This is a genomic window from Rhizobium leguminosarum, from assembly GCF_010668065.1.
GTDB classification, from domain to species: domain Bacteria; phylum Pseudomonadota; class Alphaproteobacteria; order Rhizobiales; family Rhizobiaceae; genus Rhizobium; species Rhizobium leguminosarum_S.
Genome location: NZ_WUEN01000008.1, coordinates 27,035 through 51,352 on the forward strand (window position 1 = coordinate 27,035; position 24,318 = coordinate 51,352).

21 protein-coding genes are annotated in these 24,318 nt (G+C 62.2%); 16 read left to right on the forward strand and 5 right to left on the reverse strand.

The features are described from left to right. Positions 1-10 precede the first annotated feature (10 nt). Both GR198_RS21415 and GR198_RS21420 read left to right on the forward strand, forming a co-directional pair. On the forward strand, positions 11-3,154 hold the full coding sequence (locus GR198_RS21415; RefSeq protein ID WP_029871790.1) for an efflux RND transporter permease subunit: 3,144 nt from the start codon (positions 11-13) through the stop codon (positions 3,152-3,154). Between the two features lie 208 nt (positions 3,155-3,362). Next, on the forward strand, positions 3,363-5,273 hold the full coding sequence (locus GR198_RS21420; RefSeq protein WP_029871791.1) for a beta-N-acetylhexosaminidase: 1,911 nt from the start codon (positions 3,363-3,365) through the stop codon (positions 5,271-5,273). Here the strand turns inward: GR198_RS21420 and GR198_RS21425 are convergent. Continuing rightward, positions 5,270-6,187 (reverse strand): ROK family protein, encoded by a 918-nt coding sequence (locus GR198_RS21425; RefSeq protein WP_029871792.1) that lies wholly within the window; start codon positions 6,185-6,187, stop codon positions 5,270-5,272. The two genes, GR198_RS21420 and GR198_RS21425, sit on opposite strands and share 4 nt — an antisense overlap. A 412-nt stretch (positions 6,188-6,599) precedes the next feature. On the opposite strand from GR198_RS21425, the gene GR198_RS21430 reads away from it, so the two are divergent. The 9 genes from GR198_RS21430 (at position 6,600) to GR198_RS21470 (ending at position 16,527) form a co-directional block, all read left to right on the forward strand. After that, entirely contained in the window at positions 6,600-7,169 is a 570-nt protein-coding gene (locus tag GR198_RS21430) for an exopolysaccharide biosynthesis protein (RefSeq protein ID WP_244735656.1), read from the forward strand. A gap of 149 nt (positions 7,170-7,318) precedes the next feature. Next, positions 7,319-8,272, forward strand: coding sequence for a sugar-binding transcriptional regulator (locus tag GR198_RS21435; protein ID WP_029871794.1), 954 nt, complete (start codon positions 7,319-7,321; stop codon positions 8,270-8,272). Between the two features lie 146 nt (positions 8,273-8,418). Continuing rightward, entirely contained in the window at positions 8,419-9,729 is a 1,311-nt protein-coding gene (locus tag GR198_RS21440; protein ID WP_029871795.1) for an ABC transporter substrate-binding protein, read from the forward strand. Between the two features lie 140 nt (positions 9,730-9,869). Beyond that, positions 9,870-10,742: a carbohydrate ABC transporter permease gene (locus GR198_RS21445; RefSeq protein WP_029871796.1), complete on the forward strand. Its 873-nt coding sequence runs from the start codon at positions 9,870-9,872 to the stop codon at positions 10,740-10,742. Position 10,743: 1 nt separating this feature from the next. Then, positions 10,744-11,574, forward strand: coding sequence for a carbohydrate ABC transporter permease (locus GR198_RS21450; RefSeq protein WP_029871797.1), 831 nt, complete (start codon positions 10,744-10,746; stop codon positions 11,572-11,574). 18 nt (positions 11,575-11,592) lie between these two features. Beyond that, positions 11,593-12,591: an ABC transporter ATP-binding protein gene (locus GR198_RS21455; RefSeq protein ID WP_003543123.1), complete on the forward strand. Its 999-nt coding sequence runs from the start codon at positions 11,593-11,595 to the stop codon at positions 12,589-12,591. Between the two features lie 85 nt (positions 12,592-12,676). After that, on the forward strand, positions 12,677-14,158 hold the full coding sequence (locus GR198_RS21460) for a mannitol dehydrogenase family protein (protein WP_164069553.1): 1,482 nt from the start codon (positions 12,677-12,679) through the stop codon (positions 14,156-14,158). A gap of 96 nt (positions 14,159-14,254) precedes the next feature. Beyond that, the gene (locus tag GR198_RS21465) at positions 14,255-14,944 is read left to right on the forward strand and encodes an HAD family hydrolase (protein WP_017995242.1); all 690 of its coding nucleotides are present in this window, start codon (positions 14,255-14,257) and stop codon (positions 14,942-14,944) included. Continuing rightward, positions 14,944-16,527, forward strand: a complete 1,584-nt coding sequence (locus tag GR198_RS21470) for an FGGY-family carbohydrate kinase (RefSeq protein WP_029871799.1) — start codon at positions 14,944-14,946, stop codon at positions 16,525-16,527. The genes GR198_RS21465 and GR198_RS21470 overlap by 1 nt, the downstream gene beginning before the upstream one ends. 51 nt (positions 16,528-16,578) lie before the next feature. On the opposite strand, the gene GR198_RS21475 is transcribed toward GR198_RS21470, so the two are convergent. Beyond that, a complete protein-coding gene (locus tag GR198_RS21475) occupies positions 16,579-17,433 on the reverse strand; it encodes a MurR/RpiR family transcriptional regulator (protein ID WP_003543085.1) in 855 nt (284 codons plus the stop codon). 234 nt (positions 17,434-17,667) lie between these two features. Between GR198_RS21475 and GR198_RS21480 the strand changes: the two genes are divergently transcribed. Next, complete coding sequence (locus tag GR198_RS21480) at positions 17,668-18,381, forward strand: sulfate transporter family protein (RefSeq protein ID WP_029871800.1); 714 nt, start codon at positions 17,668-17,670, stop codon at positions 18,379-18,381. 3 nt (positions 18,382-18,384) lie between these two features. Here the strand turns inward: GR198_RS21480 and GR198_RS21485 are convergent, their stop codons facing one another. Further along, positions 18,385-18,810, reverse strand: coding sequence for a VOC family protein (locus tag GR198_RS21485; protein ID WP_029871801.1), 426 nt, complete (start codon positions 18,808-18,810; stop codon positions 18,385-18,387). An 84-nt stretch (positions 18,811-18,894) separates the two neighbouring features. On the opposite strand from GR198_RS21485, the gene GR198_RS21490 reads away from it, so the two are divergent. Continuing rightward, a complete protein-coding gene (locus tag GR198_RS21490) occupies positions 18,895-19,473 on the forward strand; it encodes a TetR/AcrR family transcriptional regulator (RefSeq protein WP_029871802.1) in 579 nt (192 codons plus the stop codon). On the opposite strand, the gene nth is transcribed toward GR198_RS21490, so the two are convergent. Continuing rightward, a complete protein-coding gene (gene nth, locus GR198_RS21495) occupies positions 19,438-20,244 on the reverse strand; it encodes an endonuclease III (RefSeq protein WP_029871803.1) in 807 nt (268 codons plus the stop codon). The two genes, GR198_RS21490 and nth, sit on opposite strands and share 36 nt — an antisense overlap. On the opposite strand from nth, the gene GR198_RS21500 reads away from it, so the two are divergent. Both GR198_RS21500 and GR198_RS21505 read left to right on the forward strand, forming a co-directional pair. Beyond that, entirely contained in the window at positions 20,243-20,740 is a 498-nt protein-coding gene (locus GR198_RS21500; protein ID WP_029871804.1) for a DUF2244 domain-containing protein, read from the forward strand. The two genes, nth and GR198_RS21500, sit on opposite strands and share 2 nt — an antisense overlap. Before the next feature lie 79 nt (positions 20,741-20,819). Then, on the forward strand, positions 20,820-21,692 hold the full coding sequence (locus tag GR198_RS21505) for a methylated-DNA--[protein]-cysteine S-methyltransferase (RefSeq protein ID WP_012759061.1): 873 nt from the start codon (positions 20,820-20,822) through the stop codon (positions 21,690-21,692). A gap of 115 nt (positions 21,693-21,807) precedes the next feature. Here the strand turns inward: GR198_RS21505 and GR198_RS21510 are convergent, their stop codons facing one another. Next, positions 21,808-22,872 carry a sugar-binding transcriptional regulator gene (locus GR198_RS21510; RefSeq protein WP_050573663.1) on the reverse strand — a complete coding sequence of 355 codons (1,065 nt, stop codon included), beginning with the start codon at positions 22,870-22,872 and terminating at the stop codon, positions 21,808-21,810. Between the two features lie 425 nt (positions 22,873-23,297). On the opposite strand from GR198_RS21510, the gene tal reads away from it, so the two are divergent. Next, on the forward strand, positions 23,298-24,263 hold the full coding sequence (tal, locus tag GR198_RS21515; protein ID WP_029871806.1) for a transaldolase: 966 nt from the start codon (positions 23,298-23,300) through the stop codon (positions 24,261-24,263). The last annotated feature ends 55 nt before the right edge of the window (positions 24,264-24,318 follow it).

Here is a 24,318-nt window from a genome sequence, read left to right on the forward strand (position 1 = left end):
GAACAAGACCATGGACGCCACCACCGAGAAGCGGCCCTTCAATCTGTCGCGCTGGGCAATCGGACATCCGAGCATCGCCCGCTTCCTCTTCGGGCTAATCATCATCACCGGCGTGCTCGGCCTGATGCGCATGGGTCAGCGCGAGGACCCGGAATTCACCTTCCGCGTCATGGTCGTTCAGGCGATCTGGCCAGGTGCTTCCATTCAGGAAATGGAAGATCAGGTCGTCAACAAGATCGAGCGCAAGCTGCAGGAAACGCCGCATATCGACTGGGTCAAGTCCTATACGCGGGCAGGCAGTGCGATCATCACCCTGCAGGTCAAGGGCGACACGAATTCGCAAGAAGTGGCTGACGCCTTCTACCAGGTGCGCAAGAAGGTCGGCGACATCTCCAACGAGCTGCCGCAGGGCCTGCTCGGCCCCTATTTCAACGACGAGTTCGGCGACACCTTCATCACGCTGCATTCGATCAGCGGCGACGGCTATTCCTATCCGGAACTGAAGAAATTCGCGATCCAGGCGCGTGACATGCTGTTGACGACGCCGGGCGTCGAAAAGGCCGTCATCATCGGCGACCAGCCTGAGAAGATCTATATCGACGTCTCATCCAAGGCGCTCTCCGAGCGAGGCCTGACGATCCTCGATCTGCAGAACGCCATCAAGGGCCAGAACAATGTCGATCCGGCAGGCTCGGTCGATACCGGCCTGCGCTCGGTGCGCATATCGGTCGAAGGCGACGTGAAGAAGGCGGCCGATATCCGCGAGCTGCGCCTTCGCGCCGGCGGCCAGGTAACGCGCCTCGGCGATATCGCCACCGTCAGTTCCGGGCTCGAAGACCCCTACCAGCGCAAGTACCGTTTCAACGGCCACGACAGCGTTCAGGTCGGCGTCGTGATGGCCAAGGGCTTCAACGTGACCGATGTCGGCAAGGGCGTGGAGGCGACCTATCAACGTTTCGAAGAGGCGCTGCCCTACGGCGTCGCCGTCGATCAGATCGCCAACCAGCCCGACGTGGTGACGGATGCGGTCAGCGAATTCATGCATGCGCTCGGCGAAGCTCTCATCATCGTGCTGGTCGTCTCGTTCGTATCGATCGGCTGGCGATCGGGGCTCGTCATCGCCATCGCCATTCCGCTGGTGCTGGCCGCCACCTTTGCGCTGATGTACGAACTCGGCATCGACCTGCAGCGCATCTCGCTCGGCGCGCTGATCATCGCGCTCGGCCTGCTTGTCGACGATGCAATGATCGTCGTCGAGATGATGGAGCGAAAACTGGAGGAGGGGCTCGTCAAGATCGACGCGGCAAGCTTCGCTTATTCCTCGACTGCCTTCCCGATGCTGACGGGCACGCTGATCACCACGGCCGGCTTCATTCCGGTCGGCTTCGCCGCCTCGACGGCCGGCGAATATGTGCGGTCGCTGTTCTACGTCGTCGGCATCGCGCTTGTCACCTCGTGGTTCGTCGCGGTCTACTTCACGCCGTGGCTCGGCTATATGATCCTCAAGCAGCGCCATCACGCCGGCGAGCATCACGACGCCTTCGACACCGGCTTCTACCGCAGGCTGCGCGGCACGGTCGGCTGGGCGGTGCGCCACCGCGTCATCGTGCTGCTTTTGACGCTCGGCACCTTCGTCACCAGCCTCTGGGCCTTTCAATTCATTCCGCAGAATTTCTTCCCGCAATCTTCGCGGCCGGAAATCCTCGTCGATCTCTGGCTGCCCGAGGGCACCAGCATCAAGGAAGTCGAGGTGCAGGCAAAGGCGCTCGAAGCCAAGATGATGGATGATCCCGACAAGCGGTTCATCGCCACCTATATCGGCGAAGGCGCGCCACGCTTCTTCCTGCCGCTCGACCAGCAGCTGCGCAATCCGAACTTCGCCCAGCTGCTGGTCATGGCCAATGACGAACCGGCACGCGAGCGGCTGATCGTCAAGCTACGGACGATCCTTGCGGAAGACTTCCCCGATATTCGCGGCAAGGTCGACCGCCTCTTCCTCGGTCCGCCGACCGGCTGGCCGGTGCAGATGCGCGTCATGGGGCCCGACCGCCAGGAAGTCAGGGAGATCGCCGATCAGGTAAAGGCGCGCTTCCAGGCCAATCCGGAGCTCGGCGCCATCCATGACGATTGGCTGGAAGAGGTGCCGGCGATGAAGCTGGTGATCGACCAGGATCGCGCCCGGGCACTCGGCGTCACCTCGCAGCGTGTCCGCCAGATGTTGCAGACCGCCATGTCAGGGACTGCGCTCGACGATTTCCGCGATGGCGAGGAGACGGTTTCGATCGTCGCCCGCGAGCCGGATGCCAGCCGCTCGCTGCTGTCGGCGGTCAACTCGGTCTATGTGCCGACGGATTTCGGCGGCTTCGTACCGGTCTCGCAGGTCGCCAAGGTCGTGCCCGTCATGGAGCAGGGCATCGAATGGCGGCGCAACAGGCTGCCGACAATCACCGTGCGCGCCACGCTGCCTGACGATGTGCAGCCGAACGACGTGGTGATGAAAATGTATGCCGACATGAAGGATCTGCGCGACAGCCTGCCGGCCGGCTACAAGGTCGAAATCCAGGGCGGCGCCGAGGATGCGGCGGAAAGCCAGATGTCGATTGCCGCCAAGGCGCCGATCATGCTCGCCGTCATCATCGTGCTGCTGATGGTGCAGCTGCAGCATTTCGGCAAGGCGATGCTGGTGCTCGCCACCGGTCCGCTCGGGATCATCGGTGCGGCGGCCGCATTGCTGATCAGCGGCGCGCCCTTCGGCTTCGTGGCGATCCTCGGCGTCATCGCGCTGCTCGGCATCATCATGCGCAATTCGATCATCCTGGTCGACCAGATCGACCAGGATATCAAGGCCGGCATGCACCGGCAGGAGGCAATCGTCGGCGCGGCCGTGCGCCGTTTCCGGCCGATCATGCTGACGGCGCTGACCGCCGTGCTGGCGCTGATCCCGATCTCGCGCGGTGTCTTCTGGGGTCCGCTCGCCTACGCGATGATGGGCGGCATCCTGGTTGCGACCGTGCTTACCATTCTGGTTCTGCCCGCCGGTTACGCCCTTTTCTTCGGCCGCGAGCCGAAGACAAAGGACGAGCCAGGCCAGCATGCCGACGCCATCCAGGAAGAGGCGGATGACAGACATCCGCCGGCGTTGGCAGCAGAGTGAGACGGCGCGGCGAAAGCCGCGCCGTTTTCCTTGCAGGTCACAGCTTCCTCATCAAAGCGCGTCGCTGCCCACAGCGCAGTCTTTACTGCCTGCTCCGTCTTGGAGCTGCGCGCCGATTCCATTGCCGCCTCGAAAAAGCTAAGCTGCGAAAGCATGCCGGGAGACCAACCGCGATCCCGGCCACTCAGCGACGAGGCAGAACCCGACCATGGCCGATTACCATCTGGAAGCAAGCTGGAGCCCGATCGAGGGCAGTTTCGGGCGCCTCACCTTCACGCTTTTCAATCTTTCGACCGAGCCGCTGTCCGGCTTCTCGCTCGCCTATACGTCGGAGACGCGGGTTGCCGACAAACATGTCTGTGACGGCGGCAGCCTCAAGCGGCAGGTCGCGCATTTCCATGAATTCCTGCCGCCCGAGGGGCTGAGCGTGCCGCCCGGCGGGCGCTGGCGGTTCAGCGTCGAGGGGCTGACCAGGGCGCCGAAACATAGGACGGCCGGCGTCAAATCGGCCTATCTGACATTTGGCGACGGGCGCCACATTCCTGTTGGTTTCGGCGATCTCATGCTCGAAGGCAGGGATGGTGGCGTGGCGCCGCCCCTTCTGCCGCCGGGCCGGGCCGAGGAACCCTATTCGCTGCTGCCCTGGCCGCTGGCGCTCGGGCTGAAGGCGGGAGAGCTGCCGGTCGTCCTTTATCCGGCCGAGCGGACGCGGCCCGATGCGGTCAAGGCGCTCTCGCTGGTTCTCGCGCTCTACCAGCGGCTCTATCCGGCCGACAATATGCCGTTTTCCCTCAGTGCCGTCGAGAGCGGGCGGGCCATTCGTTTCGTCACCGAATCGTCGATCGCCGCCGTCGCTTACGAATTGCGTTTTGCCGCGCATGAGATCGTGCTTTCGAGTGCGGACGACGCCGGGCGGCATTATGGGCTGATCAGCCTGGCGCAATTGCTGCACGGCGCCCGCGCCGATCCCGAGCGCTTCAAATTCCCCAGTTTCGGCACGATCGCCGACCAGCCGCGTTATGACTGGCGCGGCTGCCATCTCGATGTGTCCAGGCAGTTCTATCCGGTGGCAGACGTCGTGCGGCTGATCGATATTCTCGCCTGGAACAAGCTCAACATCTTCCACTGGCATCTGACTGATGACGAAGCGTGGCGGCTGGAGATCAAGGCCTTTCCCGCGCTGACGGAGATCGGCGCCCGGCGCGGGCCGGATGAAGTGCTCGTGCCGCAGCTCGGCGACGGGGCGCAAACGCGCGCCGGCCATTACACGCAGGAGGATGCCAGCCGGATCGTTGCGCATGCCGCCTCGCTGCATATCGAGGTGGTGCCGGAAATCGATATTCCGGGCCACAGCATGGCGACGCTGTTCTCACTGCCCGAGCTCGTCGACGGGCAGGAGGCGCCGGATAGTTACCGCTCGGTGCAGGGTTATCCGAACAACGCCCTCAATCCGGCGGTGGAATTCACCTATGAATTTCTCGGCAAGGTTTTCGACGAGATGGTGACACTGTTTCCCGGCGAGTACCTTCATATCGGCGGCGACGAAGTGGCGCATGGCTCCTGGCTTTCCTCGCCGCTCTGCAAGGCACTGATGGAGCGGGAGAAACTTGCCGGCACCGCCGAGCTGCAATCCTATTTCCTGAAACGTATCAAAGCCATGCTGTCGGAGCGCGGCAAGAAACTCGTCGGCTGGAACGAGGTCTCGCACGGCGGCGGGGTCGATCGCGACGGCACGCTGCTGATGGCCTGGGAAAAGTCCGAGGTCGGCATCGAGCTCGCGCAAGAAGGTTACGACGTGGTGATGACACCGGGGCAAGCCTATTATCTCGACATGGCGCAGGCAGAGGCCTGGGCCGAGCCCGGCGCCAGCTGGGCGGGCCACGCACCGCCGGAACATACCTACGCTTACGAGGCCGAGGGCGAGCTGCCGGAGGTGCTAAGGGAGAAGATGCGCGGCATCCAGGCCTGCATCTGGACCGAGAACTTCCTTTCCCGCGCCTATTTCAACCGGCTGGTTTTTCCGCGGCTCCCGGCAATCGCCGAGGCTGCCTGGACGCCTTCTGCACGCAAGGACTGGGATCGGTTCGCAGCGATCGTGCGGATGTGGCCGGTGCTTTAAGGAGCCGCTGCTTCCGCCTTCAGTCCCAAAAGCGCCGCGCCGATCAGCCCGGGTTCGATACGGCATTCGCTGCGCACCACCAGCGGGCGGTCGAACTTGCGCAGGATGCGGGCGCGCACGGCGTGGTCGAGTTCGGCAAGCAGCGGCTCGACATTGGAAAGCCCGCCGCCGACCGGCACGATGGTCGCACCGGTGATGTTGATCGTCAGCGCCAAGGGCGAGGCGACGAGATCGACATAGACGTCGATCGTCCGTGTCGCCTTCTCCTCTCCATGGCGCCACTGAGCGATGATCTCCTCGCTGGCAAGGTCGAGATCGTGCAGCGTCTTGTGCAGGCGCTCCAGGCCGCGGGCGCCGCCGACGGTGTCGACGCAGCCCCTCTGGCCGCAGCCGCAGGCATAGGCGGGAATGGCGACGGGCGGATTGCCGGCCGCAGATGCGATGATCGGCCCGTGACCCCATTCGCCGGCAAAACCGCCGGCCTCGTTGACGAGGCGTCCGTCGGCAACCAGGCCGCCGCCGACGCCGGTGCCGAGGATGGCGCCGAAGACGATGCGGTGGCCGCGGCCGGCGCCGAGACCGGCTTCAGCCATCGCGAAACAGTCGGCGTCGTTGGCGATCAGCACCGGCAGACCGAGCTCGGCTTCGAGGTCGGCTGCGAGCGTGCGGTCGTGGATGCAGGGAATGTTGGCGCAGATCAGGCGCTGCGTATCGGGATCGACGACGCCGGCGATGGAAAGGACGATGCGGCTCGGCTGCTCACCGGTTTCGGCGATGATGCCGCGCAGGGTCTCGACGAAAGCGGCAAAATCATCCCTGGGCGTCGGGCGGCGGCCGAGGGGAAGGATGTCTGTCTCGGAGCGGGCGATGCCGCCCTTGATGGCGGTGCCGCCGATGTCGAATGAAATGATCATTGCCACCCTGCCGTTTTTCTGGTCTTCGAGCGTCTGCTCGCACTGTTGGCGGGGAATTTCAAGCCTTCATTCGGCTGCGGTGTCGTCGGGTTTAGGGCCGTGCCGTGTGGCAGCCCCTCTGTCTTGCCGGACATCTCCCCCACAGGTGGGGAGATCGGATAGGCGCGACGGGTTTCCATCTTCCATTCCGTCATGGCAAGACGTTGGAGAAATCTGGTGAGCCCAAGCCCATCGGCTCCGATCGCAGCCGCAATTTCTAACCCCGCAAGTCATTCAATTGGCATATTGCATCGCCAGAATCCGGCCCTACACTTTCATCAACTGCCGGACCACGACCATCGATACGAGAGAAAACAGTACCATCCGAAGAGCACGTCCCAAAGGCCGCCGCCTCTCATCCATTTTGCGGCAGATGGCCGCCGATCAGAGCCGCGAACGGATCTCGATCGGCGATATATTCGACACGATGGGTGACAGGGCGATCAGCGCGCTGATGCTGATCTTCGCGTTGCCGAACGCTTTTCCCACTCCGCCCGGCACTTCTGCCGTGCTCGGGGCGCCCTTGGTCTTCCTGGCAGCGCAACTGACCTTCGGGCTGAAACCCTGGCTACCGAAGGTGATTGCCAACCGTTCGATGCGGCGGGAGGATTTCGAGACGATTGTCGGCCGCATCCACCGCTGGCTCGCCTGGGCCGAGCGCATGCTGAAGCCGAGGCTTGCGATCTTCGCCGAGCCGCCGGCGGAATATCTTGCCGGGGCGGCATGCCTGCTGCTGTCGATCGTGCTGCTGCTGCCGGTCCCGCTCGGCAATATCCTGCCGGCGGTCACGATCTCGGTCTTCGCTTTTGGCATATTGGGCCGTGACGGGCTCTTCGCGCTCATCGGCTTCGTGATGACGGCCGTGTCGCTCGTCGTCGCCGGCGGGGTGATTTACGGTCTCGTGAAGGCGGGGATCTATCTCGTCGTGCAATGGTTTGCCTGAGCGGGTTTGTCCGAGTGACGGCGGTTATTTGGCGGGGCTCCTTGCAACAGGCTCGACATTTGCCGGAATTTTGTTTTGATCTGGCGCGATACAGACTCAAATCATGTTCGGCGGCGGCACGCCGGCTCATTTTGCGCGGTAGGCAATAGATGGTAAAAAGATCCGAGACCCCTGCACGGCTCGACGATGCGGCGCGTGCCGGCTGGCTCTATTACGTCGCCGGGCGTACACAGGATGAAATCGCCGCTGCGATGGGCATCTCGCGGCAATCGGCGCAGCGGCTGGTGTCGCTGGCGGTCGCCGAGCGCCTGATCAAGGTGCGGCTCGATCATCCGATCGCCGCCTGCCTGGAGCTCGGCAGTCAATTGCGGCGGAAATTCGGGCTGAAACATGTGGAGGTGGTGCCGAGCGATCCCGCGTCGTCGTCGACGACGGTCGGTATCGCCGAGGCGGCTGCGGCCGAGATCGAGCGGTGGCTGAAACGGCCAGAGCCGATCGTCCTCGCCATTGGGACCGGCCGCACGCTGAAGGCGGCCGTCGACCAGCTGCCGGCGATCGAATGTCCCAATCACCGCATCGTTTCGCTGACCGGCAATATCGCCCCGGACGGATCGGCCGCCTATTACAACGTCATCTTCAGCATGGCCGATGCCGTGAAGGCGCGGCACTATCCGATGCCGCTGCCGGTGCTCGTCACCTCGGCGGAGGAGCGGGAGCTGCTGCATGGCCAACAGCTGGTGCGCTCGACGCTTAACATGAGCGCGCAAGCCGATGTCACCTTCGTCGGCATCGGCGAGCTCGGCATCGATGGGCCGCTCTGCGTCGACGGTTTTCTGGAGAAGGACGAGATGATGGAGCTGATGCGCGGAGGTGCTGTCGGCGAAATCTGCGGCTGGATCTTCGATGTCGACGGCAGGTTGATCGACAACCCGATCAACGAGCGCGTCGCGTCGGCGCCGATCCCGTCCCGCGACGCATCGGTGGTCATTGGGCTGGCCAAGGGCAAACGCAAATTCAAGGCGATCAGGGCTGCCGTTGTCGGCCATCAAATCAATGCTTTGATCACCGATGAAGAGACTGCTGAGTTTTTGCTCAGGAATTGAGCAAAAAATATTTTAATTAAATCAATGAGATGACCATGTCCTTCGGCATCGCAGCATCGATTGTCGATTGACATTCTTTGTTGTTTGTTGAGTAATTGCCCATGAGCGAAGCGAATGCTCACACCCCATCTTCTGGGAGGAAGATTATGACATTGAGAACTTTTCTGCTGGGCGCCTGCTCAGCACTGGCGTTTGCCGGTATGGCTTCGGCCGAAACGCTGACGATTGCGACCGTGAATAACGGCGACATGATCCGGATGCAGAAGCTGACGGATGATTTCAAGGCGAAGAATCCCGGTATCGACCTTGAATGGGTCACCCTGGAAGAGAACGTACTGCGCCAGAAGGTCACGACCGACATCGCGACCAAGGGTGGCCAGTACGACGTCTTGACGATCGGCACCTATGAAGTTCCGATCTGGGCAAAGCAGGGCTGGCTGGTGCCGCTCGACAATCTCGGCGCCAATTACGACGTCGACGACCTGCTGCCGGCGATCCGCAGCGGCCTGACCATGGACGGCAAGCTCTATGCGGCGCCGTTTTACGGCGAAAGCTCGATGGTGATGTACCGCAAGGACCTGTTCGACGCTGCCGGCCTGAAGATGCCGGACGCCCCGACCTGGGACTTCATTGCCGACGCTGCCCGCAAGATCACCAACAAGGACAAGGAAGTCTACGGCATCTGCCTGCGCGGCAAGGCCGGCTGGGGCGAGAACATGGCCTTCCTGACGGCGATGTCCAACTCCTTCGGCGCCCGCTGGTTCGATGAAAATTGGAAGCCGCAGTTCGATCAGCCCGAATGGAAGGACACGCTCGACTTCTACGTCAAGCTGATGAAGGATGCCGGCCCTCCGGGCGCTTCCTCCAACGGCTTCAACGAGAACCTGGCGCTCTTCCAGACCGGCAAGTGCGGCATGTGGATCGACGCCACCGTTGCTGCGTCCTTCGTCAGCAACCCGAAGGAATCGACCGTCGCCGACAAGGTCGGCTTTGCGCTGGCTCCCGATAAGGGTCTCGGCAAGCGCGGCAACTGGCTGTGGGCCTGGAGCCTTGCCATCCCGGCAGGTTCGCAGAAGGCCGAAGCCGCCGAGAAGTTCGTCGCCTGGGCGACGAGTAAGGATTACACCAACCTCGTTGCCGAGAAGGACGGCTGGCTGAATGCCCCTCCGGGCACCCGCGCCTCGCTCTATGCGAATGCCGAGTACCAGAAGGCGGCTCCCTTCGCCAAGACGACGATCGACTCGATCAACTCGGCCGATCCGAGCAAGCCGACCGTCAAGCCGGTCCCCTATGTCGGCGTCCAGTTCGTGGCGATCCCGGAATTCCAGGGCATCGGCACGGCGATCGGTCAGCAGTTCTCGGCAGCCCTTGCCGGCCAGCTTTCGGTCGATCAGGCGTTGCAGAGCGCACAGCAGTTGGCCACCCGCGAAATGACCAAGGCTGGCTACATTAAGTAAAACCTCCTGAGCAAGTGGCGGGATACTTGACATTCCGCCCCTCTGGGCCGCCGATTGCCCGAACTGCATCGGCGGCCGCTTTTTTCCAGACAAAGCTGCCTTGCGGCCGCTCCCCGCTTCAGTCCAGATCGGTGATTGCCATGGCAACGTTACATACCCGCTCTTCCGCGCGCCTGATGATTGCGCCCTCCGTGCTGCTCCTCTTTGCATGGATGATCGTCCCGCTGGCGATGACGATCTACTTCTCGCTGCTGAACTACAATCTGCTCAGCCCCGGCATGGAAAGCTTCGTCGGTTTTCTGAACTATCAGTACTTCCTGACGGATCCCGCCTTCTTCGCCGCGCTGATCAACACGCTGCTGCTTGTCGCCGGCGTGTTGTTGATCACCGTCATCGGCGGCATCGCCTTTGCGCTGCTGCTCGACCAGCCGATGTACGGCCAGGGCATCGTGCGCATCCTGGTGATTGCGCCGTTCTTCGTCATGCCGACGGTGGCAGCACTGGTCTGGAAGAACATGTTCATGAACCCGGTCAACGGGTTGTTTGCCCATCTTGCCAAGGCGCTCGGCCTGCAGCCGATCGACTGGCTGGCGAATGCGCCGCTGTTTTCCGTCATTCTGATCGTCGCCTGGCAATGGCTGCCGTTTGCCACCCTCATCATGCTGACGGCGCTGCAGTCGCTCGACGAGGAGCAGAAGGAAGCCTCCGAGATGGACGGCGCCGGGCCGATCTCGAAGTTCATTTACATCATCCTGCCGCACATGGCGCGTGCCATCACCGTGGTGATCCTGATTCAGACGATCTTCCTGCTTTCGGTCTTCGCCGAAATCCTCGTCACCACCAATGGCGGGCCGGGCACCGACAGCACCAACCTCACCTATCTCGTCTACGTGCAGGCGCTTCTCCAGTTCGATATAGGCGGCGCATCGGCCGGCGGCATCGTGGCTGTTATCCTCGCCAATATCGTCGCGATCTTCCTCGTCCGCCTCGTCGGCAAGAATCTGGAGGCTTGAGATGGCCAGAAAAGTCACAACGCAGCGCAAGCTCATCGTCACCGCGATCGCCTGGACGCTCGGCATCCTGATCTTCTTCCCGATTCTGTGGACGTTTCTCACCAGCTTCAAGTCGGAAGCCGACGCCATCGCCTCGCCGCCGCAGTTCCTGTTCTTCCACTGGACGACGGAGAATTATACGGAGGTGCAGAGCCGGTCCAACTATCTCGGTCACTTCATGAACTCGGTGATCATCTCCTTCGGCTCGACGCTGATTGGCCTGATCATCGCCATTCCGGCCGCCTGGGCGATGGCGTTTTCGCCGACCAAGCGGACCAAGGACGTGCTGATGTGGATGCTGTCGACCAAGATGATGCCGCCGGTCGGCGCACTGATCCCGATCTATCTGATGTTCCGCAATTTCGGCCTGCTTGACACGCGCACCGGCCTGGTGATCGTGCTGACGCTGATCAACCTGCCGATCATCGTCTGGATGCTCTACACCTACTTCAAGGAAATCCCCGGCGAGATCCTTGAGGCGGCGCGCATGGATGGGGCGTCGCTGATGAAGGAGATCGTCTACGTGCTGACGCCGATGGCCGTGCCCGGCATTGCCTCGACGCTGCTCTTGAACATCATCCTTGCCTGGAACGAGGCGTTCTGGACGCTCAACCTCACCGCCTCGAAGGCGGCGCCGCTGACGGCCTTCATCGCCTCCTATTCCAGCCCAGAGGGCCTGTTTTATGCCAAGCTCTCGGCGGCATCGACGATGGCGATTGCGCCGATCCTGATCCTTGGCTGGTTCAGCCAGAAACAACTCGTCCGCGGCCTGACCTTCGGCGCTGTGAAATAACATAAAAGGGAGAGAAACATGGGCAGCATTACCCTTCAGAAGGTTTCCAAGGTCTTCGGCGAAGCCAAGGTCATCCCTTCGATCGATCTCGACATCAAGGACGGCGAGTTCGTCGTCTTCGTCGGCCCGTCGGGCTGCGGCAAGTCGACGCTGCTCCGGCTGATCGCCGGGCTCGAGGACGTCTCCGGCGGCAAGATCGTCATCGACGGCAGGGACGCTACCGAAAAGGCGCCGTCGGAGCGCGGCCTTGCCATGGTGTTCCAGTCCTATGCGCTTTATCCGCATATGAGCGTGCGCAACAACATCGCCTTCCCGCTGAAGATGGCGGGTATCGACAAGGCGGAGATCGACCGCAAGGTCAGCGATGCCGCCCGGGTGCTGAACCTTACCGACTATCTCGAGCGCAAACCGCGCCAGTTGTCGGGCGGCCAGCGCCAGCGCGTGGCGATCGGCCGCGCCATCGTGCGCCAGCCTTCGGCCTTCCTGTTCGACGAACCGCTGTCGAACCTCGATGCGGCGCTACGCGTCAACATGCGCCTCGAAATCAGCGAGTTGCATCAGCAGCTGAAGACGACGATGGTCTACGTCACCCACGACCAGGTCGAGGCGATGACCATGGCCGACAAGATCGTCGTCCTGAACCGGGGCAATATCGAGCAGGTCGGATCGCCGCTCGAACTCTACAGCCGTCCCCGCAACCTCTTCGTCGCCGGCTTCATCGGATCGCCGAAGATGAACTTCATCACCGGCCAACATGCCGCCGCGCTCAACGCCCATACCATCGGCGTCCGGCCCGAACATGTGCTGCTGTCGATGGAAAGCGGCGAGTGGAAGGGCAGGGTGGTGGTCGCCGAACATCTCGGCTCCGACACCTTCCTGCATATCGATGCCGATGGCATCGGCATGCTGACGGCGCGCGGCAGCGGCGACTTCGCCGCCAAAGCGGGCGATACGGTCTTCCTGACGCCGGACCGTTCGCGTATTCATAAATTCAACGAGGGCGGCCTTGCCATCTGAAGCAGGCGGCCGGGCTGGGGGGCAGGCATGCGAGCCGAGCGATGGCGCCCGGCCGTCTCGGCAAGACCTTCAAGAGGACTGAAACATGACGTGCAAACTATCGCTGGCAACGCTTTCGGATGTGGCGCGCACTGCTGCCATCCCTGGATATGACAGGGCGTCGCTGAAGGCCGGCATCGTGCACTTCGGCGTCGGCAATTTCCACCGTGCCCATCAGGCGATCTATCTCGACGATCTCTTCAACGCCGGCACGGATCACGACTGGGCGATCGTCGGCGCCGGCGTGCTGCCGTCGGATGCCGCGATGCGCGAAAAGCTTGCGGCGCAGGATTTCCTGACAACGGTGGTCGAACAGGACAACAACAAGACGGCGGCGCGCGTCACCGCGCCAATGATCGACATCCTGCCGGTCGGTGATGCCGCTGCGATCATCGCCAGGCTTGCCGATCCCGAAATCCGCATCGTTTCGATGACGATCACCGAGGGCGGTTATTTCATCGATGCATCAGGCACGTTCAATCCGGCCCATCCGGCGATCGCCGCAGACGGAGAGAACCCCAACGCGCCGAAGACGGTGTTCGGCCTGATCGTCGCCGGCCTGAAGGCGCGCAAGGACAAGGGCATCGGCCCCTTCACCGTCATGTCCTGCGACAACATTCCCCATAATGGCATCGTCACCGCCAATGCCGTCGTCGGCACGGCGGCACTTTCGGACCCTGCCTTTGCCGACTGGATCCGGGCGAATGTCGCCTTCCCGAACGCCATGGTCGACCGAATCACGCCGGCGACCAGCCAGCGCGAGATCGATTTCCTCAGGGACAATTTCCAGATCGAGGACAGTTGGCCGGTCTATTGCGAGGAATTCAAGCAATGGGTGCTCGAGGATAAGTTCACCGCCGGCCGGCCGGCGCTGGAAAAGGTCGGCGTCACTTTCGTTGCCGATGTCACGCCTTACGAGCATATGAAGATCCGCATCCTCAACGGCGGGCATGCCGCGATCGCCTATCCGGCGGCGCTGATGGACATTCATTTCGTTCATGATTCCATGGAAGACCCGTTGATCTGTGCCTTCCTCGCCAAGCTCGAGAAAGACGAGATCATTCCGATCGTACCGCCGGTGCCGAACACGTCGCTGACAGATTATTTCGCGCTGATCGAACATCGCCTGCTCAATCCGAAGATTGCAGATACCATTCCGCGGCTGGCGCAGGACGGCTCGAACCGCCAACCGAAATTCATCCTGCCGTCGACGCTCGACAATTTGAGTCAGGGCAGGGACGTCGTCGGTCTGGCGCTGGTTTCAGCACTCTGGTGCCGTTATTTCGCCGGCAAGACCGACAGCGGCAAGGAGATCGTCTTCAACGACGCGAGCGCAGAGCGCCTGCATGCGGCGGCGCTGAAAGCCAAGGACGATCCGTCGGCCTTCCTTGTCTTCGACGATATTTTCGGCGAAGTGGCGAAGTCCGAACTTTTCCGCAAGCGTTTCGGCCATGCTCTCAAAACCCTGTGGGAAAAGGGCACGCGGGAGACGCTGCAGCTCTATCTCGACGGCAAGCTCGCAGTGTAAGAAATTCGGTGGCGGTCTCTACTGCCGCCATTCATCCGGCCTTGCGAGTGAAGCGGGACGGTAACGCGTCCGAATTGAACTCAGGTTGGGTCTTGCATGGCTGATGCTGAAACACGGCTGGTGATCTTCGATTGCGATGGCGTACTCGTCGACAGCGAGCCGATCTCGATCAGCGTGCTCGTCGGGGCAATGAACGATCTCGGCGTCTCGATCACCGAGGACCAGGCCTATGAGCGTTTTCTCGGCCGCAGCCTGTCGACCCTCATCGATACGCTGGAAACCGAATTCAACGTCCATGCCGACGAGGAATTCCTCGAGCGTATCCGCATCGAACTCTACGCCCGTTTTCGCACGGAACTGAAGCCGATCGACGGTATCGCCGCGGCGATCGACGGGCTGGGCGTTCGCTGCTGCGTTGCCTCCTCCAGCCAGATGGAGCGAATCCGGTTGTCGCTGTCGGTGACCGGGCTTCTCGACAGGCTGCCCGACATCTTCAGCGCAACGATGGTCAAGCGCGGCAAGCCGGCGCCCGATCTCTTCCTGCATGCGGCGCGTGAAATGCAGGTCGAGCCGGCTCATTGCCTTGTCGTCGAAGACAGCCCGGCCGGCATTGCCGCCGCCAAGGCAGCAGGCATGACGGTCTTTGCCTTCACCGGCGGATCACACGCCAATTTCACCGGATATCGTGCCGAACTCGACCGCCTTTCGCCTGATGTGGTGTTTGACGCCATGCCGGATTTGATACACCTTGTCCGCAACCATAAGCTGGACGGGACCAAGACTTGATGCGTGATCATGTGGTTGCGGTGGATATCGGCACGGGCAGCGCGCGCGCCGGCGTCTTCGATGTACGCGGCCGTCTGCTCGCCAAGGCCGAGCATCCGATCGTGATGAACCGGCCACGCGAAAACCATGCCGAGCATGATTCCGAAGACATCTGGTCGGCCGCCTGCACGGCAGTGCGCAGGGCGGTGGAGCAATCCGGCATCGCCGCCGCCTCGGTCGGAGCGATTGGCTTCGACGCCACCTGCTCGCTCGTCGTCCGTGACATCGAGGGCCGGCAGCTCAGCGTTTCCACAGGCGGCGACCGGCGTTTCGACACGATCGTCTGGCTCGATCACCGGGCGTTGAAGGAAGCCGATTTCTGCACGGCGACGGAGCACAGGGTGCTCGAACATTCCGGCCACGTGATGTCGCCGGAAATGGAAATGCCGAAGCTGATGTGGCTGAAGAAAAAGCTGCCCGCCACATGGGAAAATGCCGGCTACTTCTTCGATCTCGCCGATTTCATGACGTGGAAATCGACCGGATCGGCCGCCCGTTCGCGCTGCACGCTGACGGCGAAATGGAACTATCTCGCCCATCTCGAAAAGGGCTGGCAGCAAGACTTCCTGGAGCGGATCGGCCTTGAGGACCTTCAGGCGCGCGGCCACCTGCCGGATGAGACCACGCCTGTCGGAGACAGCGTCGGCCGGCTGACTGAGGAAGCGGCAGAAGCGCTGGGGCTGACTGTGGACTGCCGTGTCGCTGCCGGGATGATCGACGCCTATGCCGGCGCACTCGGCGCGCTCGGCGGCTATGCCGCTGATCCTGTCAAACGCGAGCACCAGCTGGCGCTGATTGCCGGCACATCGAGCTGCATCGTTACGTTCTCGCGGGAGCGCAAGCCGAGCCATGGCATGTGGGGTCCCTATTACGAGGCTGTCTTCCCGCAATCCTGGCTGGTGGAGGCCGGGCAATCGGCGACCGGCGCGCTGCTCGACCACATCGTGCGCATGCATGCGGCCGGCGGTGAGCCGACGGCGGCGCTGCATCAGAGGATCGTCGCGCGCATCGCCGAATTGCGGGCCGAGGAGGGCGACGCCTTCGGTGCGCGGATCTTCGTGCTGCCGGATTTCCATGGCAACCGTTCGCCGCTCGCCGATCCGCATGCGGTCGGCGTGGTCAGCGGGCTGACGCTCGATACGTCCTTCGACGGGCTCTGCGCGCTTTACTGGCGCTCTGCGGTGGGCATTGCGCTCGGGATCCGCCATATCCTGGAAATGATGAAGGAATACGGCCACATGACCGATACGCTGCATATCGCCGGCGGGCATGTGAAGAACCCGGTGCTGATGGAACTCTATAGCGATGCGACCGGCTGCAAGGTCGTGGTGCCGAAGATGAACGAAGCGGTGCTGCTCGGCACTGCGATCGCAGCCTCCGTCGCCTGCGGCCTGTACAAGGATCTGGCGGCGGCCGGCGAGGCGATGTATCCGGGCGCCGACGAACGGCTTCCCGACAAGGCGAAGCAGGCGCTCTACGACCGCGACTACCGCCGTCTTCTCGCCATGCACCGGCACCGCGCCGAATTGGAAACGATGCAATAGAGTGCCGCGCGGCGCTCCATCACTTTGAATCTGCGCATGATCCTTTTAAAATTAGTGGTTCGCCGTCTCGCCGAGCACGGTCGCGAACTCCATCATGCGGCGGCGGCGAAGTGCCGCCTCTTCTCCGACTTGGAGGATGACGGATTCCGACAGGCAATCGAGCAGCGCGATCAGCGGCGGAAGATTGTCGAGATCGGGGGCACGAGCGGGCGGCAGAGGCAGCATGACGTTCGACTGGTCTGCCATCCAGTCCGCTTGCTGCGGCGAAATCAGCACGACCTTATAGCCGTAGCGCCGCGCCGTTCTGGCAAGCAGCCGCGCCTTGGCGAAGCGGCGACAATCGATGATGACGAGCAGTGCGTCGTCGACCGCCAGCCGGGCGAAGAGTTCCGCAAAACGGTTGTCGGCGGCGTCGAGCGTGCGTACGCCGTCGCGGGCTTGCGTCAGCCGCTGGCAGAAATGATTGGCCAGGCTTGCGAGCCGCGCATGAGTGGCGATCGACACTTCGCGGGCAGTGCTGATCAAGCCGACGGCTTCCGACCAGTGCGGCTGCGCCGTCAGATGATAGATATGATGGAGGGCCTGGATCTGTTCGGCAACCAGCACGGCCAGCGGTTTGCCCTCCGCGGCGTCGGCATGCAGCTCGCTCATGGCGCTCTGCAATTGTGCCGGCGATGTCGTCACGGTCTCGCGAATCTCCACCTTGACGCTGTCCAATCCCTGATAACCGAGCGAGCGCAGGAAGCGCCCGACTGTCATCGGCGAGAGATCCAGCCTGTCTGCAACGGACGCAGCCGTCTCAAACGGCAGGTCGTTCAGATGTTCGGTGAAATATTTCGCGATACGGCGCTCGGCCGGTGTGCCGGTTTTTGCGTATTGCCTGAGTTTTTGCACAAAGTCTTCCACGGCAGCCTCCCCATCTTCCTCAGAGGCGTTCCGTGGATGCGCTGTTGCGACCCCTTGTCTTTGCAACTATTTCGGAAGCTGCTTCTCAGGCCCGTGCGTATTTCATGTATGCCACAATATTATATTAGTATTTGGTTTTCGACAAGTTTTCTATTACTGAATGCAATTTTATTCTCTCTTGTCGGTGGCCCCCATCTTCCCTACATCTTCGGCGCAACCGGAGACGCCTGAGACATGATTCTTGACGCCGCTCGACTTTCGCTCGCCAATCTGTTCGCATCGGAAACACGCTCTGTCTTCTGGAAGGTGCTCGGCCTGACGGTTCTCGTGCTTGTCGGCCTCTGGTTCGCGCTGCGCGGGGCCTTCATGGCCTTTCTCTTTCCCTGGCTCACGAGCTTCTTTCCCGATATGCCGGATTGGGCGGGGTGGTTCGCTCTCATCTTCGCAATTTTTGCCGGAATCGGCCTTGCTCTCATGCTGGCGCTGCTGCTGTCGCCGGTGACGGCGCTGATTGCCGGCCTGTTTCTCGACGACGTCGCCGAGGTCATCGAAAAGCGCGACTATCCCAAGGACGCGCCGGGCACCGCCATGCCGCTCGGTCCGGCGATGGTAAGCTCGATCAAGTTTCTCGGTGTGGTGATTCTCGGCAATATCCTGGCATTGCTGCTGCTGTTCATACCCGGCGTCAATCTGGTCGCGTTCTTTCTGGTGAACGGCTATCTGCTCGGACGGGAATTCTTCGAATTCGCCGCCATGCGCTTCCGTTCGCCGGATGAGGCGCGGCTCTTCCGCGCCAAGCATGCCTCCACCGTCTTTCTCGGTGGGCTGATGATCGCCCTTTTCCTGGCGATCCCGATCGTCAATCTTCTGACGCCGCTTTTTGCCGCCGGCATGATGGTGCATCTGCACAAGCTGGTTTCCGCTAAGGATCCCGGTTTGCCGGCCTGAGGCTCAGCCGGGCAGGGCGGAGGCGTCATACATCGCCGCGAATTCGGCGCTCGGAGGGATCGGCTTGATGATGTCGATCAGCACGCCGTTCGGATCGGCGGTGATGAAATGCCGCTGGCCGAAATCCTCGTCGCGGATTTCTCTGAGAATTGGCAAGCCGGCGCTCCGGCAGGCTGCATAGATCGCATCGACATCGGCGACCTCGAAATTGAGGAGCAGGCCGGATACCCTGCCGCGGGATATGGCCGGGATGGTCTCGTGGCTGCCGTCAAGGATGGCAAGCGCGATATGCTCCTCCTCTGCCGATTGCAGGTGAACATACCAGTCGCTTTCGAACAGAGCTTTGAAGCCGAAATGCGTGCAATAGAAGCTGGCGGTGCCGGCAACGTCGTCGGTCATCATGACAGGATAATAGCTCGTCGATTTCATCTCTTTTTCCTCCTTTTTATTTACATACAATCTGTATGTTTTTGACTATTAACATACATTCAGTTTGTATGTAAAGAGGTGTGCATGAGCCGCAGCAATCGCGAGAGAACGGAGCAGACGAGACAGGCACTGATCGTTGCCGGTCGACGTCTCTTCGTCGAGAAAGGCTATGCCGAAACCGCGACGCCGGAGATCGTCACCGCGGCGGGAGTGACGCGTGGCGCGCTCTACCATCATTTTGAAGACAAGAAGGCGCTTTTTCGGGCGGTTATCGAATGCGAGGCGCGCGCGGTGGCCGCGGCGATCGAGGCGCGCTCGGCATCCTGCGACGCGCCGCGTGCCATGCTGATCGCCGGCGCTTCGGCCTATTTCGATGCGATGATGGCGCAAGGGCGCACCCGGCTGCTGCTGATCGAGGCACCTGCCGTTCTCGGCCCGCTGGCGAGTGCGGCGATCGATGCAGACAATGCGGAAGCGACGCTGCGGGCAGGGCTAGCAGCGATGCTTCCAGAGGCCGGCGCTATGCTCGAACCGCTGACGTCGCTGCTATCGGCGGCCTTCGATCGCGCGGCGATCGCGATCGAGGCGGGCGCTGAAAGGCGGCATTACGAGCAGGCGATCGCAGTCCTACTCGACGGCCTCGCCGATCACCTGCGGCGGTAGCTCGACCAGCGGCGCCGGTACATCCCAACTCTTTTCCGGCGATTTGCAGAGATCGGCGATGATACAGCGCTCGCATTCTGGGCGGCGCGCCTTGCAGGTGTAGCGACCGTGCAGGATCAGCCAGTGATGGGCGTGATAGAGGTAATGGCTCGGGATCACCTTCATCAGCCGCGCCTCGACCTCGTCGGGCGTCTTGCCGGGGGCAAGCCTGATGCGATTGGCGATGCGGAAGATGTGCGTGTCGACGGCCATCGTCGCCTGGCCGAAGGCCATGGAAAGCACGACATTGGCGGTCTTGCGGCCGACACCCGGCAACCTCACCAGTTCGTCGCGGGTCTCCGGCACCTTGCCGCCGAATTGGTCGACCAGCAACTGCGAGAGCGCGATGACGTTTTTCGCCTTGTTGCGGTAGAGGCCGATCGTCCTGATGTGGTCGCGCAGCCGCTCTTCGCCGAGATCGAGCATCTTTTCCGGTGTATCGGCGACCTTGAAGAGCGCGCGCGTCGCCTTGTTGACGCCAACATCGGTCGCTTGCGCCGAAAGTGCGACGGCAACGACGAGCGTGAAGGGGTTGGTGTGCTCGAGTTCGCCTCTCGGTTCCGGCCGCTGCACCGAGAAGCGGCGGAAGATCTCCTCGCGCTCGGCCAGCGAATAGGCCGTGCGCACAGCGGCCGCCGGTTTGCGGCGGGCGATCACATTCGCGTCCTGCAGCGTCTTAGTAACGGATTTGAGTTTCGGATTCGCCATGGAAACTCTATAATCGGCAGCCATGATGGAAAGCAACGCCGACAGCTTCAATGAGCAGCCTGTTTTCGCTGCCGAGCTCTTTCCCCACCGATCGCTCGGCCGCCGGGGCTTCAAGGTGCTGCTTGCCCTATCCGGTGCCGTCTGCTTGCTTTACGGCACGTTCTTCATCGCGACGGGGGCCTGGCCGATCGGCTTGTTCTTCGGACTGGATTTCCTGCTTCTCTATGGCGCCTTCTGGCTGAATTACCGCTCCGGGAAAGCGCGCGAACAGGTGACGGTATCGCGCACGGATGTGTCGGTGCGCAAGTTTGCGCCCTCGGGACGGATGGTGGAGCATCATTTCAATCCGTTCTGGACGCGCTTCCTCGTTCGCCGGCACCAGGAGATCGGTATTCTTTCCATGCATATCTTCGGCGAAGGCCGGCGCACGGATATCGGCTCCTTCCTCAATCCCGATGATCGCGAAAGCTTCGCCAAGGCCTTCAAGGGAGCGCTGGCGACGGTCAAGCAGCGCATCTGAGCCTATCCGGCGGATGCGCAAGAATCGGGTGGTTTGCTCATCCCCTATTGACTATCTCCTTGTTACAAGGAGAAAGACGATGAATATGATTGCCAACCTGCAGACAGACATCACGCCTGACGGCCCTGATTATGACATTGTCCGTCGGGTGATCGAACTCATCACCGAGGATTACCGCGACCAGCCTTCGCTGGAGGCAATCGCGGCGCGGCTCAACCAGTCGCCGACCCAGCTGCAGAAGACCTTCACCCGCTGGGCCGGGCTATCGCCCAAGGGCTTCCTGCAAGCGGTGACGCTCGACCACGCCAAGCGGCTGCTGCGCAAGGAAGACATGCCGCTGCTCGAGACCTCGATCGAGGTCGGCCTTTCCGGGCCGAGCCGCCTGCACGATCTTTTCGTCACCCATGAGGCGATGTCGCCCGGCGAATGGAAGGCCAAGGGCGGTGGCCTCATCATCCGCTACGGCTTCCACATCTGCCCCTTCGGCGTGGCGCTGATCATGGTGACCGACCGCGGCCTTGCCGGCCTTGCCTTCAGCGATTCCGGCGACGAGAGGGCCTGCCTCGAGGATATGACCTGCCGCTGGCCGAACGCCGAATATGTCGAAGACCTGCAGGCGACGGTTCCCTATGCCGCCCGCATCTTCGAGCCCGGCAAATGGTCCTCCGACCAACCGCTGCGTGTCGTGCTGATCGGCACGGACTTCCAGGTGCGCGTCTGGCAGAGCCTGCTGAAAATCCCGTTCGGCAAGGCCGTCACCTATTCCGATATCGCCAACGATATCGGCAGCCCGACGGCGCAGCGCGCCGTGGGTGCGGCGGTCGGGGCAAACCCGATCTCCTTCGTGGTGCCCTGCCATCGGGCGCTCGGCAAGAACGGCGCGCTGACGGGCTACCATTGGGGCCTCACCCGCAAGCGGGCGATGCTCGGCTGGGAATCGGCGCACGCCTGATAGCGTGCCGCCTCCTCGGGCGGCAAAGGTGGCGAGAAGAGGTGGACGAGGGCGGTGACGTAGCTCGTTCGTCGCTTGTCGCTCCGACCGTTCGCTCCTTGCGTCGCTCACCCCCTCATCGCCTGTCGGCACCGACCGGGGTCGAGCCACGGGTCTCGACCCGTCCTTCGGACCCCCGCTGGGGAGAAGAGACGGGCGGCGAGGCTTCTGCCAATTCCAACAACGCCCGTGCAGCACTTTCGTCGGTGATCAGCGTGTTGCAGCCGATGCGCTTGATCGTCGCACGGATCGCCACGGCCCGATGGGCGCCGCCGGAGGAGAGCACGATGTGCTTTGCCTCCTTCAGCGTGTCGAGATCGACGGACATCACACGCCGATTGATCGAGTGGTCCACCGAATTGCCGTCCTTGTCGAGGAAGTTGAACATCGTGTCGCAGACGCAGCCGGCATCGATCAGTTCCTGCAGCTCGGCCTTCGAGATCCAGCCCTCCGACAGCGAGGTCGAATGGGGGCCGATATCGCCGCAGCTGACGATCGCCAGATCGAGGTTTTCGGCGAGACGGTAGATCGTGTCCAGCCCGCATTTCTCGATGAGGTTGCGCTTGGTCTCGATGGAGTCGACCAGAAGCGGCGCCAGGAACATGTAGCATTCGGCGCCGAGCTGGTTTGCCAGCCGCCATGTGTAATCAATCGGGTTCGTCTGATGCACGGCGACGATGCCGCCGAGCAGCGAGACGACCTTGCAATTGGCGCGGCGCGGCGGCCGGAAGCTCGACAGCGAGGCGGTCATGGTGCGGCCCCAGCCGACGCCGATGGTGTAATCGTCGGGGATGGCTTCGGAGAGGAACTGGCCAAGCGCCAGACCGACATTTTTAGCCAATGAATTGACGTCGCCAGTGACCGGCGCTGGGACGACGATCGCCTCGTCGAGGCCATAGGCGCGCTCCAGCTTCACCGAAAGTTCAACGCAGTCGCCGATCGAATCGTTGATCCAGATCTGGACTTCGCTGCGCTTCATCGCCTCGTCAAGCAGACGGATCACCGTCGTGCGGCTGATGCCGAGCTGTTCGGCGACGTCCTTCTGGGTCAGACCCTCGTTGTAATAGAGCCATGCCGCCCTGAGCCGCAGCGAGGATGCCTCCGAATAGGCCGTGTGCGTGCCGCGTTTGAGCTTGACCACATCTCCTCCGCGCGATTTCCTGCCCTAGATCCCTCGTGGGATGAAGGCGTTGACGACGCTTTTGTTGCCGGGGATAATGACGGGTGTGACACTTATGTCAATTGAAATGCACAAATGTCCTTGACTTTTCGCAAGGCGAATGGCGATAGTCCGGGTGACACACGTCGTTCTTGTCCGTCCGAGGAGGACATAGTGCGGGCATGCCGAAAGTCACGACCGGCCTTCCAGCCGCAAGCGGTATCGCTTGCGTGCGAGCAGCCGTTCGTTCGCGGCCGGAACACGGCCACTGTCCTTCACGTTTATGAATCATCCGTGACGGATGCGCGCATTTTCGCCTGCAGCATGCAAACAACCTGTCGGTAGATCACCTTTGCCCGGCGGAACTCGCGCCGGTCGCAGCCCAAGTTCAACAAGGATTATTGACCATGACATCCAAGCTTGACCAACTTCGCGAGATTACCACCGTGGTCGCCGATACCGGCGACATCGAAGCCGTCGCCCGCCTGAAGCCGGTCGATTGCACGACGAACCCGAGCATCGTGCTCAAGGCTCTCGGCACGCCGATGTTTGCCGACGCCATCAAGGAAGCCGTCGCCTGGGGCAAGAAGCAGGGCGGCAATCCCGAAGCCGTTTCTTCCGCCGTCGCCGATCGCCTCGCCATCTCCGTCGGTGCAGCCCTGGTGAAACTCGTCCCGGGCCGCGTCTCGACCGAAGTCGACGCCGATCTTTCCTTCGATACCGAGGCTTCGCTAGCCAAGGCGCGCGCAATCATCGCCGCCTACAAGGATCGCGGTATCGACCAGGACCGCATCCTCATCAAGCTCGCTTCCACCTGGGAAGGCATCCGTGCTGCGGAAGTGCTGCAGAAGGAAGGCATCGATTGCAACCTGACGCTTCTCTTCAGCAAGGCCCAGGCGATCGCTTGCGCCGACGCCAAAGTGTTCCTGATCTCGCCCTTCGTCGGCCGCATCCTCGACTGGTACAAGAAGTCGACCGGCAAGGACTACACTGCCGAGGAAGATCCGGGCGTCATCTCCGTCCGTGAAATCTACAACTACTACAAGGTGAACGACATCAAGACGATCGTCATGGGCGCCTCCTTCCGCAGCGCCGGCGAAATCGAAGCCCTTGCCGGCTGCGACCGCCTGACCATCAGCCCGAACCTGCTCGACGAGCTCGCCAAGGATGAAGGCAAGCTGGAGCGCAAGCTCTCGCCGGAGAGCCGCAAGCCGGATCCGAAGGTCTCCGTCGACGAGAAGACCTTCCGCTGGATGATGAACGAAGACGCGATGGCGACGGAAAAACTCGCCGAAGGCATCCGCGCCTTCGCCAAGGATCTCGGAACGCTGCGCACCATGGTGCAGAAGGAACTGCAGCTCGCCGCCGCCTGATAAGGCTCGGCCACAATCGGAGGCGCGGCTGCCGGCTGGCAGGCGCGCCTTTTTC